The sequence below is a fragment of the Pseudomonas sp. TE9122 genome (assembly GCF_056278925.1).
The window spans coordinates 1282661-1294950 of sequence record NZ_JBWBQI010000001.1; the positions used below are offsets into that span (position 1 = coordinate 1282661).

Below are 12290 nucleotides of genomic sequence, written 5' to 3' on the forward strand. Positions count from 1 at the left end.
GCGAGCCTGCTCGCGAAGGCAATCTGCCGACCAACCATTTCACTCAGATATCGACGGTCCAACTGTAGGAGCTGCCGAAGGCTGCGATCTTTTGCTCTTGCTCTTGCTCTTGCTCTTGCTCTTGCTCTTGCTTTTGCTGTTCTGTGGGAGCGAGCCTGCTCGCGAAGGCTTCTGCAAGGTCACCTTCTACAACGGCAAATACCGACTCAACAGTGCCCGCAACGCTGCCGGCTTCACCGGTTTGGCCAGGTAATCCAGGCCCGCAGCATGCACTTGCGCTACGGTCTCCGGGCGTCCATCCGCGCTGATTACCACGCCGGGTACCGGCTCGCCCAGGCGCGTGCGCAACCACGCCATCAGCTCTGTGCCGGTATCGCCGTGGTCGAGGTGATAGTCGACCAGCGCCAGTTGCGGCCGCACGCCTTCATTCAATATCGCTGCGCATTCTTCGCGATTGCGCGCCGTCCACACTTGGCAGCCCCAGCGGCTCAGCAGGCTGTTCATGCCGATCAGGATGCTGTCTTCGTTATCGATGCACAGCACCTGCGCGCCGCTGAGCATTTTGCTGTTTGGCTCGACCGTGGCGCTCGCCGCAGGCGTTTGCGTGCGCGCCAGCGGTACCGTCACGCTGAATACACTGCCGCGCCCCGGCCAGGAGCGAACGCGCAGGGTGTGCCCGAGCACGCGGCACAAGCCGTCGGCGATCGCCAGACCCAGGCCCAGACCTTTTTCGGCGCGGGTCTGGTGGCTGTCGAGGCGTTTGAATTCTTCGAAAATCACTTGTTGTTTGTCTTCCGGAATCCCCGGGCCGCGATCCCAGACTTCCAGACATAACTCGCCACTGCGCCGACGCACGCCCAGCAGCACCGGGCCTTTGGCATAGCGGAAAGCGTTGGTGAGGAAGTTTTGCAGGATTCGCCGCAACAGTTTGATGTCGCTGTCGATGCGCAATTGACTGCCGCGCACCCGGAACGTGAGCTTTTGCTCTTGGGCCAGCGCCTTGAACTCCGCGCCTAGGGTGTCGAACAGTTCATTGACGACGAACGCTTTGCGGTCCGGGTTGATCTTGCCGTTTTCCAGGCGCGATATGTCCAGTAGATCGCTGATCAGGTCTTCCGCCGAACGCAACGAGCTGTCGAGGTGTTGCACCAGCTGCTGCGCCTCTGCGCTCAAGCCTTCGTTCTGGTGGGAGAGGGCGGCGGAGAACAGTCGCGCGGCGTTCAGCGGTTGCATCAAGTCGTGGCTGACGGCGGCGAGGAAGCGGGTTTTCGACTGGTTGGCCGCCTCGGCATTGCCCTTGGCTTCGGTGAGCGCGACGTTGAGTTGCGACAGTTCCTGGGTGCGCTCGCTGACCCGTTGTTCCAGCCCTTCGTTGGCCTCGGTCAGCGCCTGTTCGGCTTCGCGGAACGCGGTAATGTCGGTGAAGCTCATGACAAATCCGCCGCCGGGCATCGGGTTGCCGATCAGCTCGATCACCCGGCCATTGGGGAACAGCCGTTCGGAAGTGTGTGCGCGGCCCTGACGCATCCAGTGCAAGCGTCGCGCGACGTGCACTTCCGCTTCGCCAGGGCCGCACAAACCGCGTTCGGCGTTGTAGCGAATGATGTCGGCAATCGGCCGGCCGACGCTGATCAGGCCGTCGGGGTAGTTGAACAGTTCCAGATAACGCCGGTTCCACGCCACCAGTTTCAGCGACTGGTCGACCACGCTGATGCCCTGGGTGATGTTCTCGATCGCGCCTTGCAGCAGGGCGCGGTTGAACTGCAGCACTTCCGAGGCTTCGTCAGCGATTCGGACTACGTCCTCCAACTGCATTTCCCGACCTTCGATGGCGGCCTTTACTACGGCGCGCGTCGAAGAGGCGCCGAGGACACCGGCCAGCAAACGTTCGGTATGGGCGATCCATTCACTGTCGGCGTTCTGGTTGGGGTTGAAACCCTTGCCCTGACGGTAGGCGAAGCGAATGAAGCTCTGCCGCGCGCGTTCTTCGCCGACGAAACGCGCCGCCAGTTGCAGCAGATCGTCGATCTGCACCGCCAGCATTGAACGAGCATTAGGCCGCGCGCTGATTTCCTGACCGATAAAACGCCCGGCCTGCCAGTGTTCCGAAACCCGCGTGCGCGAGAGCACCGAGACCCAGGCGAACAGGGTGAAATTACCCGCCAGCGACAACACCACGCCTTGGGTCAGCGGCGTAATCGGCAGGTTCAGCGGATTACTATGCAGCCACGCCAACCCCGGAAAACTCGCCAGCGACCAGCCGAGACTGTGCGCGGCAATCGGCAATACCAATGTGTAGAACCAGAGGAAGGTGCCGGTGGCGAGGCCGGCGAACACGCCCCGGCGGTTGGCCTGTTTCCAGTACAGCGCACCAAGCATCGCCGGCGCCAGTTGCGTTACCGCGGCGAAGGCGATCTGGCCGATGGTCGCCAGGCTCGCGGTCGAGCCAAGCAAGCGATAACTGACGTAGGCCAGCAGGAGAATCACCACGATGCTCACTCGGCGCACCGAGAGCATCCACTGGCGGAACACCTCGAACGGGCGCTCGGCGTTGTTGCGGCGCAACAGCCACGGCAGCAGCATGTCGTTGGAGACCATGGTCGACAGTGCGACGCTGGCGACAATCACCATGCCGGTCGCTGCCGATGCACCACCGATAAACGCCAGCATCGCCAGCGCCGGATGGGCCTGGGCCAGCGGCAGGCTGATCACGAACGAGTCGGGCAGCACATCGCTGGGCAGCATCATCTGACCGGCAAGGGCGATCGGGACTACAAACAGTGCGGCCAAAGCCAGATAGGCGGGGAAAACCCATTTCGCCAGTCGCAGATCCTGCGGGTCGATGTTCTCCACCACGGTGACGTGAAACTGCCGGGGCAGGCAGATGATCGCCATCATCGCCACGCCGGTCTGCACCACCATCGATGGCCAGTTGATGGTTTCCTTCCAGTACGCCTCAAGGCGCGGGGCGAGCATCGCCTGATTGAACAGGTCGTCGAAACCGTCATACAGGCCGTACGTGACGAAGGCGCCGACGGCGAGAAAGGCGAACAGCTTGACCAGCGATTCGAAGGCAATCGCCAGCACCATGCCACGGTGATGTTCGGTGGCGTCGAGGTTGCGCGTACCGAAAACGATGGTGAACAGGGCTAGCACCAGCGACACGATCAGCGCCGTGTCCTGGGCGCGGGTGCCCATGGCATCGGCGCCGGCGCCGATCAACAGGTTCACGCCAAGGACAATGCCTTTGAGTTGCAGGGCGATGTAGGGCAAGACGCCGACGAGACAAATCAGCGCCACCACCACCGCCAACGATTGCGACTTACCGTAGCGCGCGGCGATGAAGTCGGCGATGGAGGTGATGTTCTCCTGTTTGCTGATCATCACCATTTTCTGCAGGACCCACGGCGCGCCGACCAGCAGCAGGATCGGCCCGAGGTAGATCGGCAGGAATGACCACAGTTGTTCCGCCGCCTGACCGACCGCGCCGAAGAACGTCCAACTGGTGCAGTAAACCGCCAGCGACAGGCTGTACACCCAGGCGCGCACCCGTGGCGGCAACGGCGTGCTGCGACGGTCGCCGTAGAAGGCGATGGCGAACATGATGGCCATGTAGGCCAGGGCAACGACGGCGATCAGCCCGGTGGACAACGACATGCAGCACTCCCGACAAAAGACTCCCCGGCACTCCTCCCCGGGCGGACAGTCTCGCACGCGCGCGACGGTTAGTCAGTGTCGACCAAGGTCGTGGCGTGGCGGGGTGTCGCAGGCGGGGTACCGAGTAGTTTTTGTGGTGACCGGGCGGGCCTCTTCGCGAGCAGGCTCGCTCCCACGTTCTGGAATGCATTCCCTTGTGGGAGCGAGCCTGCTCGCGAAGGCGTCAGTCCTGCCGCAATGCAATATCGATCAACCGATGCAACTCATCCACCTCCAGCGCCGTGGCCGAAAACAGAATCCGGAACACCACCGGCGCCACCACCAGATTGATCAAGCGATCGACACTCGGCGCCTTCTCATGCGGATAGCGATCGACGATGGTCTGCAACTGCGCACCAATGATCGCCACGCAATAGCCCGGCGTAGCGCTGGCCTGCACGTCGCGCATCATGTTGCGCCCGACCTCCGAGCTCATCTCGTCGAGATATTGCTCGGCCCAGGCGCGGATATCGCCGCGCAGGCTGCCAGTGTTCGCCGGCTCGCTGTCCGGGCGCATGCGGGCGAGGGCGACGTCCGCCAGCAACGCCGCCAGATCACCCCAGCGGCGGTAGATCGTCGACGGCGTAACCCCCGCGCGGGCGGCAATCTGCGGGACGGTCACGGTGGAACGTTCCTGCTCTTGCAGCAGCGCGTTGACAGCCGAATGAATCGACTCTTGTACCCGGGCACTGCGGCCCCCGGGGCGTAAACCTTCTTTAATAGCCATGCGGCAGACCTTAACACAAAGAATTTGCTTTAAGCGCGGGGCGGTAGCACACTGCACAAAAGCAAAAAATTAGCTTTTGCGGAGTATGCCCATGACCAGCCCCTTGAATAGTGTCGCTTCCCACCAGTCGAGCTTGTGGTTTCTGGCGATCACCTTACTCAGTTTTCTCGCCGCTTCCACCGCGCCGACGCCGTTGTATCACTTGTATCAGGATCAGCTGCATTTCTCGGCAGCGATGTTGACGCTGATCTTCGCCGTTTACGCTTTCAGTCTGTTGGCGGCGTTGCTGACGGTTGGTTCGCTTTCCGACCATCTCGGACGCAAACCGGTGATCTTCAGTGCCGTGCTGCTCAATGCGCTGGCGATGCTGCTGTTCATTTATGCCGACAGTGTCGCTTGGTTGATCGGCGCGAGGGTACTGCAGGGTTTCGCCACCGGCATGGCCACCGCCGTTTTGAGCGCAACATTGCTCGATACCGACCGCCAGCAGGGGCCGCTGATCAACAGTGTCGCGCCGTTACTCGGGATGGCTTTGGGCGGTTTGGGCTGTGGCTTGCTGGCAGAATTCGCACCGGCGCCGTTGCAGCTGACCTATTGGTTGCTGTTGGCGTTGTTCGTGTTGCAGGGCGTTTATGTCTGGCGCCTGCCGGAAAGTGTCTCGCGGCAAGGTGGGGCGCTGGCGTCTTTGCGACCGACTTTGCACGTGCCGGTGCAAGCGCGTTCAACGTTGTGGCGAGTGCTGCCGCTGAACACCGCAACCTGGGCGCTCGGAGGTTTTTATGCCTCGCTGGCGCCGTCGTTGGTGCGCACGGCCACTGGCTCTACCTCCAATCTGATCGGTGGCGCTACGGTCGCGGCGCTCACCGTGACCGGTGCGTTGATGATTTTCATGATGCGCAATCGTCCAGCCGCTCAGGCGCTGCGGCTGGGTGCGAGCTTGCTGCCGATCGGGCTGGTCCTGATCCTCCTCGGCGTGCATGGCACCAGTCTGTGGTTGTTTTTCTTCGGCACCCTGGTCGCCGGTTGCGGCTTCGGTTCGGGTTTCCTCGGTACGGTGCGCAGTCTGGTGTCGCTGGCCTCGCCACACGAGCGAGCCGGGTTGATGTCGGCGTATTACGTGCTCAGTTATCTGGCGTTCTGTTTGCCGGCGTTGCTGGCCGGGCAACTCGCTCGCAGTTTCGGGTTGCTGGCGACCACTGATGGTTACGGCGTTGTATTGATCGTGCTGGCCGTGGCTGCGCTGCTGCTCAGTCTGCGTCCGCAGACAGGCAGAGTTTGCAGCGCTCCTTAAGCGCGTGTAGATGCTTATCTGCAAAACAGATAACAGTTAGAGATATTACCCGTTATATCGATATTCGATTCGGATCTACCATGGACTCAACCTCACCAGAGGACAGGAGTTCATGATGATTTGCCCTAACAGTGTCACCCCCGGCTACAAACCTTTCAGCCAGCTTCAGCATCCGCGTGAAGTGATCCGCCAGTTCACGCCGAACTGGTTCGCCGCGACCATGGGCACCGGTGTGTTGGCATTGGCGCTGGCCCAGTTGCCGCTGGCCATTCCCGGATTACGCGTCGTGGCCGAGGGGCTGTGGCTGTTCAACATTCTGTTGTTCAGCTTGTTTACTGCTGCCTACGCCGCGCGCTGGATTTTGTTCTTTGACGAGGCGCGGCGGATTTTCGGCCATTCGACTGTATCGATGTTCTTCGGCACCATTCCCATGGGCCTGGCGACGATCATCAACGGCTTTCTGTTGTTCGGGCTGCCGCGCTGGGGCGACGGTGTCATTCAGCTCGTTGAAGTGTTGTGGTGGATCGATGTAGCGATGTCGCTGGCCTGCGGTGTGTTGATTCCGTACATGATGTTTACCCGTCAGGAACACAGCATCGATCAGATGACCGCGGTCTGGTTGCTGCCGGTGGTGGCGGCGGAAGTAGCCGCGGCCAGCGGCGGCTTGCTCGCCCCGCATCTGACCGACGCCCATGGGCAACTCGTCGTACTGACCACCAGCTATGTGCTCTGGGCTTTCTCCCTGCCGGTGGCGTTCAGCATTCTGACCATCCTGTTGTTGCGTATGGCCTTGCACAAACTGCCCCACGAAAACATGGCCGCGTCGAGCTGGCTCGCCCTCGGTCCGATCGGCACCGGTGCCCTGGGCATGTTGCTGTTGGGCGGTGAGGCACCAGCGATTTTTGCCGCGAATGGTCTGCCCGGCGTCGGTGAAATCGCCTCAGGATTAGGGCTGGTGGCAGGGATCACGCTGTGGGGTTTTGGTCTGTGGTGGATGTTGATGGCACTGTTGATCACCGTACGTTATCTACGCGACGGCATTCCGTTCAACCTCGGCTGGTGGGGCTTCACCTTCCCGTTGGGCGTGTATTCGCTGGCAACGCTGAAACTGGCAAGCGTCCTCGGCCTCATGTTTTTCAGTGTGTTCGGTACGGCGCTGGTGATTTTGTTGGCGGTAATGTGGCTGATCGTCGGCAAGCGCACCGTGCAGGGCGCGTGGCGTGGCGAGCTGTTTGTCTCGCCGTGTATTGCAGGTTTGAAGAAATAATCCGAAAAGTTTAGGTAAGGTGTGGCCTGGATCGTGGTGCGGGATTCCAATAACAAGCACCCAGGCCTCACTATCTAACATCAGGAAACACGGAAGATGAGTCACCCCTCACAGTTCAACCTGTTGCGCACCCGGCGCTTTTTGCCCTTCTTTATTACCCAGTCGCTCGGCGCGTTCAACGACAACGTGTTCAAGCAGTCGTTGATCCTCGCCATCCTCTATCGGTTGACCATCGAGGGCGATCGCTCGATCTGGGTCAACCTCTGCGCGCTGCTGTTTATCCTGCCGTTTTTCCTGTTCTCGGCGCTGGCCGGGCAGTTCGGGGAAAAATTCGCCAAGGACGCGTTGATCCGTCTGATCAAGCTCGCGGAAATCGCCATCATGGCCGTAGGATCGATCGGCTTTCTCTTCGATCATCTGTCGTTGATGCTGGTGGCGCTGTTCGCCATGGGCACGCATTCGGCGCTGTTCGGCCCGGTGAAGTATTCGATCCTGCCGCAGGCCTTGCGCGACGATGAACTGGTCGGCGGCAACGGTCTGGTGGAAATGGGCACGTTTCTGGCAATTCTCGCCGGCACCATCGGCGCCGGGATCATGATGTCGACCGAGCACTACGCGCCAGTAGTCTCCGCCGCGATCGTCGGCATTGCCGTGCTGGGTTATCTGGCCAGCCGCAGTATTCCGCGCGCGGCGGCCTCGTCGCCGGAAATGCGCCTGAACTGGAATATCTTCAGTCAGTCCTGGGCGACGTTGAAACTCGGTCTGGGCCAGACGCCTGCGGTGTCGCGCTCGATTGTCGGCAACTCGTGGTTCTGGTTCGTCGGGGCAATCTATCTGACGCAGATCCCGGCCTACGCCAAGGAATGGATGCACGGTGACGAAACCGTGGTCACGCTGATCCTGACCGTGTTCTCGGTGGGCATCGCGCTGGGTTCGATGCTCTGCGAGAAGCTCTCCGGGCGCAAAGTCGAGATCGGACTGGTGCCGTTTGGCTCGTTTGGCCTGACCGTGTTCGGCCTGTTGCTGTGGTGGCATTCCGGTGGGATCCCGGACAGCGTCACCGGCCATAGCTGGATTGCCGTGCTGGGCTTCGTGCACACCTGGGCGGTGTTGATCGACATCCTTGGCCTCGGCATTTTCGGTGGCTTCTATATTGTCCCGCTGTACGCGCTGATCCAGTCGCGTACGGCTGAAAACGAACGCGCGCGGGTGATTGCCGCCAACAACATTCTCAACGCGTTGTTTATGGTGGTGTCGGCGATTGTTTCGATCGTTTTGCTGAGCGTCGCCAAGCTGTCGATCCCGCAACTGTTCCTGGTGGTGTCGCTGCTGAACATCGGCGTCAACGCCTACATCTTCAAGATCGTTCCGGAATTCAGCATGCGCTTCATGATCTGGCTGCTCAGCCATTCCATGTACCGCGTCGAGCACCGCAACCTTGAAGCGATCCCGGACGAGGGCGCGGCGCTGCTGGTGTGCAACCACGTGTCGTTCGTCGACGCCTTGCTGATCGGCGGGGCGGTGCGTAGGCCGATTCGCTTTGTCATGTACTACAAGATCTACAACTTGCCGGTGCTGAACTTTATCTTCCGCACGGCGGGCGCTATTCCGATTGCCGGACGCCAGGAAGATATCCAGATCTACGAAAAAGCCTTCACACGCATCGCTCAGTATCTGAAGGACGGTGAGCTGGTGTGCATCTTCCCGGAAGGCAAATTGACCGCCGATGGCGAGATCAACGAGTTTCGCGGCGGCGTGACGCGCATTCTGGAGGAGACGCCAGTGCCGGTGATTCCGCTGGCGTTGCAAGGATTGTGGGGGAGTTTCTTCAGTCGCGATCCGAGCAAGGGCTTGTTCCATCGCTTGTGGTCGCGGGTGACGCTGGTGGCGGGGCCGGCAATTACCGAAGGGACCGAGCCGGCGAAGTTGCAGGTGTTGGTGGGGGAATTGCGCGGATCTGTCAGATAGTTGTTGACTGGACGGCCCTCATCGCTGGCAAGCCAGCTCCCACAGGTTCGATGGTGTACACCAATCTTGTGGGAGCTGGCTTGCCAGCGATGGGGCCGGTGGCTTAAGCGCTGACCTTGAGCCCGATCAAACCGGTGACGATCAACGCCACACTGGCCAGCCGAATCAATGCCATCGACTCACCGAACAGAATGATCCCGGCGATCACCGTACCCACCGCACCGACACCGGTCCAGATCGCATAGGCCGTACCCAACGGTAATTCCTTCATCGCCAGGCCCAGCAAACCAAGGCTGATGGCCATGGCGGCAACGGTGAGGGCGGTGGGAAGCGGGCGGGTGAAGCCGTCGGTGTATTTCAGGCCGACGGCCCAGCCGACTTCGAACAGGCCGGCGCAAAACAGAATGATCCAGGACATGCAGGACCTCCATCGATTGACGGGGTCGTCCCCAGATTAATGACTCGAGCGAGCCGCAGGGTCGTCCCCGCGTTGCGCAATATACTGACGAGCATTAACCCGGGGATCAAGTTTTCAGCCTCAATCGGCAGCCCGTTGTGCGAGGTTGTCGCGATCTTCTTTTTCGCTCATGCGCCGGAAGTACGTCGACAGCAGCGCCCCGGAGATATTGTGCCAGACGCTGAACAGCGCGCTCGGCACCGCCGCCAGTGGCGAGAAGTGCGCACTGGCCAATGCCGCGCCCAGTCCCGAATTCTGCATGCCGACCTCCAGTGCCAGCGACTTGCGCTGAGCCAGCGGCAGGCCGAACAGGCGTCCGGTGAAGTAGCCGAGCAGATAACCGAAGCTGTTGTGCAGCATCACCACGGCCATGATCAACAGGCCGGACTCGGCGATTTTCGCCTGACTCGCCGCCACCACGGCGGTGACGATAATCACGATGCTGACCACCGATACCAGCGGCAACACATCCACCGCATGCCGCACCTTGTCGCCGAGCAGCCGCTGCGCGACCACGCCGAGAACGATCGGCAACAGCACCACTTGCAGGATCGACCAGAACAGCTCCATGAACGATACCGGCAGCCACGCCGAGGCCAGCAGCCAGATCAGCGCCGGGGTCAACAGTGGGGCGAGCAGGGTAGTGACCGCGGCAATCGCCACTGAAAGCGCCAGATCACCGCGTGCCAGCCAGGTCATCACGTTCGAAGAGGTGCCGCTCGGGCAGCAGCCGACCAGAATCACCCCGACGGCGATTTCCGGCGGCAGGTGAAACACCTGGCAAAGCAACCAAGCCACACCGGGCATGATCACGAAATGCGCAACCACGCCCAGCGCCACCCGCCACGGATGGCGAGCGACGGCAGCGAAGTCGTCGAGCTTGAGGGTCAGGCCCATGCCGAACATCACCAGACCCAGCAGCGGTACGATCGCGCTTTTCAGGCCAATGAACCACGCCGGTTGCAGGAAGGCCACGACGGCGAATATCAGAACCCAGTAAGCGAAGGTATTGCCGACAAAGCGGCTGAGTGCAGCCAGTGCGCGCATGGCTCGATCCTTATTTTTGGTTACACCACAAAACATTGTGGGAGCGAGCCTGCTCGCGAAAGCGGTGAGCCAGATACATTAATGTTGCTGGCGCACCGCATTCGCGAGCAGGCTCGCTCCCACAGGTTAGATGCTCGTCAGGGTCAGATCCCCTGCGGCATCTCTTCCCCACCCAACGCTTCAACCAGCGCCGGCAGGAAGTCGCCGAAGGTCAGCATCATCAGGGTGAAGCTGGCATCCAGTTGGCCCAGGGCTTCATCACCACCGTCCTGTTCCGCCTGATCCTGCAACAGATCCTCGAATTTCAGGCGTTTGACGGTCATCTTGTCGTCGAGCATGAACGACAGTTTGTCCTGCCAGGCCAGCGACAGCTGAGTGACGACTTTGCCGGTGCTCAGGTGCAGCTGGATTTCCTCGCTGGTCAGGTCCTGACGCTTGCAACGGACGATGCCGCCGTCTTCGTGGGTATCGCGCAGTTCGCACTCGTCCAGTACATAAAAATCGTCGGCGGCTTTCTGCGTGGTGACCCACTCGGTCATCACCGCAGTCGGTGCCATTTTCACGGTCAATGGACGCACGGGCAGGGTGCCGATCACTTCGCGCAGCGTCGACAGCAGGTCTTCGGCGCGTTTCGGGCTGGCCGAGTTGACCAGGATCAAGCCCTGTTTCGGCGCGATCGCGGCGAAGGTCGACGAACGACGGATGAACGCGCGCGGCAGAAACGCCTGGATAATTTCATCCTTGATCTGGTCGCGTTCCTTCTTATAGACCTTGCGCATCTGCTCGGCTTCGATCTCTTCGACCTTTTCCTTGACCGCGTCACGCACGACGCTGCCCGGCAGAATGCGTTCTTCCTTGCGCGCAGAGATCAGCAGGAAATCGCCGCTGACATGCACCAGCGGCGCATCTTCGCCCTTGCCGAATGGTGCGACGAAACCGTAAGTGGTCAGCTCCTGGCTTGCACACGGCCGCGCCAGTTTGGTCGCCAGTGCAGTTTCCAGCGCCTCGGCATCGACAGGCAGGTCTTGGGTCAGGCGATAGATCAGCAGGTTCTTGAACCACATGGGGCGAGTCACTCCTTTATACAAAGGGGGGCATTATTGTCTTCGCCGGGGCGTAGGCCAACCCTTCTCTAAGCCTTTGGAAGGCCTCGGAAAATTATTTAAAAAAGTGCTTGCCAGAGGTTGGGGTGCTCCGTAGAATGCGCGCCACACCGAAGCGAAGGGTGATTAGCTCAGCTGGGAGAGCGTCTGCCTTACAAGCAGAATGTCGGCGGTTCGATCCCGTCATCACCCACCATTCGTTTCAAGTGTTTAGCGCAGCGGTAGTTCAGTCGGTTAGAATACCGGCCTGTCACGCCGGGGGTCGCGGGTTCGAGTCCCGTCCGCTGCGCCATATTCGGTAACCTGGACCACTGAACGCCAGGTAACCACGGAAAAACCCGCTGATGCGGGTTTTTTTCTGTCTCAAGGTTGTACCCGCGGGATGTATCGTTTCACCGGTTTTCAGATTTTTTTGAAAAATATTCAATTAAATCAACACTTTACGAAAACTTGTGGCATAATGCGCCCCGTAACGAAGCGAAGGGTGATTAGCTCAGCTGGGAGAGCGTCTGCCTTACAAGCAGAATGTCGGCGGTTCGATCCCGTCATCACCCACCATTCGTTTCAAGCGTTTCGCGCAGCGGTAGTTCAGTCGGTTAGAATACCGGCCTGTCACGCCGGGGGTCGCGGGTTCGAGTCCCGTCCGCTGCGCCATATTCGGTATCTGGAACTGAACGCCAGACACCACAAAAAGCCCGCCTTGTGCGGGCTTTTTGCTGTCTGCGATTTATGAA

The 12290-nt window shown here is 60.5% G+C and carries 8 protein-coding genes and 4 tRNA genes; 7 read left to right on the forward strand and 5 right to left on the reverse strand.

From position 1 onward, the window contains the following. Positions 1-186: 186 nt before the first annotated feature. Together ACZ9BE_RS05710 and ACZ9BE_RS05715 are read right to left on the reverse strand one after the other, a co-directional pair. Positions 187-3657 carry a hybrid sensor histidine kinase/response regulator gene (locus ACZ9BE_RS05710; protein ID WP_460093951.1) on the reverse strand — a complete coding sequence of 1157 codons (3471 nt, stop codon included), beginning with the start codon at positions 3655-3657 and terminating at the stop codon, positions 187-189. A 223-nt stretch (positions 3658-3880) separates the two neighbouring features. Next, entirely contained in the window at positions 3881-4423 is a 543-nt protein-coding gene (locus ACZ9BE_RS05715) for a TetR/AcrR family transcriptional regulator (protein WP_056783960.1), read from the reverse strand. A gap of 103 nt (positions 4424-4526) precedes the next feature. Here ACZ9BE_RS05715 and ACZ9BE_RS05720 point away from each other — a divergent pair, with 103 nt between their 5' ends. From ACZ9BE_RS05720 to ACZ9BE_RS05730, 3 genes are all read left to right on the forward strand, one after another. Next, the gene (locus tag ACZ9BE_RS05720; RefSeq protein ID WP_476250124.1) at positions 4527-5714 is read left to right on the forward strand and encodes an MFS transporter; all 1188 of its coding nucleotides are present in this window, start codon (positions 4527-4529) and stop codon (positions 5712-5714) included. 115 nt (positions 5715-5829) lie between these two features. After that, positions 5830-6981, forward strand: a complete 1152-nt coding sequence (locus tag ACZ9BE_RS05725) for a TDT family transporter (RefSeq protein ID WP_476249012.1) — start codon at positions 5830-5832, stop codon at positions 6979-6981. Positions 6982-7077: 96 nt separating this feature from the next. Further along, the gene (locus tag ACZ9BE_RS05730) at positions 7078-8949 is read left to right on the forward strand and encodes an MFS transporter (protein ID WP_476249013.1); all 1872 of its coding nucleotides are present in this window, start codon (positions 7078-7080) and stop codon (positions 8947-8949) included. Positions 8950-9052: 103 nt separating this feature from the next. Here ACZ9BE_RS05730 and sugE read toward each other — a convergent pair whose 3' ends face one another. The 3 genes from sugE to rdgC form a co-directional block, all read right to left on the reverse strand. Further along, positions 9053-9367 carry a quaternary ammonium compound efflux SMR transporter SugE gene (gene sugE / locus ACZ9BE_RS05735; protein WP_041479526.1) on the reverse strand — a complete coding sequence of 105 codons (315 nt, stop codon included), beginning with the start codon at positions 9365-9367 and terminating at the stop codon, positions 9053-9055. A 120-nt stretch (positions 9368-9487) separates the two neighbouring features. Further along, positions 9488-10453: a bile acid:sodium symporter family protein gene (locus ACZ9BE_RS05740; protein WP_041479525.1), complete on the reverse strand. Its 966-nt coding sequence runs from the start codon at positions 10451-10453 to the stop codon at positions 9488-9490. A 143-nt stretch (positions 10454-10596) separates the two neighbouring features. Next, positions 10597-11517, reverse strand: a complete 921-nt coding sequence (gene rdgC, locus ACZ9BE_RS05745) for a recombination-associated protein RdgC (protein WP_024012190.1) — start codon at positions 11515-11517, stop codon at positions 10597-10599. Between the two features lie 159 nt (positions 11518-11676). Here rdgC and ACZ9BE_RS05750 point away from each other — a divergent pair. The 4 genes from ACZ9BE_RS05750 (at position 11677) to ACZ9BE_RS05765 (ending at position 12210) form a co-directional block, all read left to right on the forward strand. Then, positions 11677-11752: transfer RNA gene (locus tag ACZ9BE_RS05750), tRNA-Val, on the forward strand. A 19-nt stretch (positions 11753-11771) separates the two neighbouring features. Next, positions 11772-11848, forward strand: a tRNA-Asp gene (locus ACZ9BE_RS05755). A gap of 190 nt (positions 11849-12038) precedes the next feature. Then, positions 12039-12114: transfer RNA gene (locus ACZ9BE_RS05760), tRNA-Val, on the forward strand. 19 nt (positions 12115-12133) lie between these two features. Next, positions 12134-12210: transfer RNA gene (locus tag ACZ9BE_RS05765), tRNA-Asp, on the forward strand. Positions 12211-12290 lie beyond the last annotated feature (80 nt).

Coding starts and splice junctions, on each gene's coding strand:
- ACZ9BE_RS05710 (WP_460093951.1), bottom strand. CDS start 3,657: ATGTCGTTGTCCACCGGGCTGATCGCCGTCGTTGCCCTGGCCTACATG.
- ACZ9BE_RS05715 (WP_056783960.1), bottom strand. CDS start 4,423: ATGGCTATTAAAGAAGGTTTACGCCCCGGGGGCCGCAGTGCCCGGGTA.
- ACZ9BE_RS05725 (WP_476249012.1), top strand. CDS start 5,830: ATGATTTGCCCTAACAGTGTCACCCCCGGCTACAAACCTTTCAGCCAG.
- ACZ9BE_RS05730 (WP_476249013.1), top strand. CDS start 7,078: ATGAGTCACCCCTCACAGTTCAACCTGTTGCGCACCCGGCGCTTTTTG.
- sugE (WP_041479526.1), bottom strand. CDS start 9,367: ATGTCCTGGATCATTCTGTTTTGCGCCGGCCTGTTCGAAGTCGGCTGG.
- ACZ9BE_RS05740 (WP_041479525.1), bottom strand. CDS start 10,453: ATGCGCGCACTGGCTGCACTCAGCCGCTTTGTCGGCAATACCTTCGCT.
- rdgC (WP_024012190.1), bottom strand. CDS start 11,517: ATGTGGTTCAAGAACCTGCTGATCTATCGCCTGACCCAAGACCTGCCT.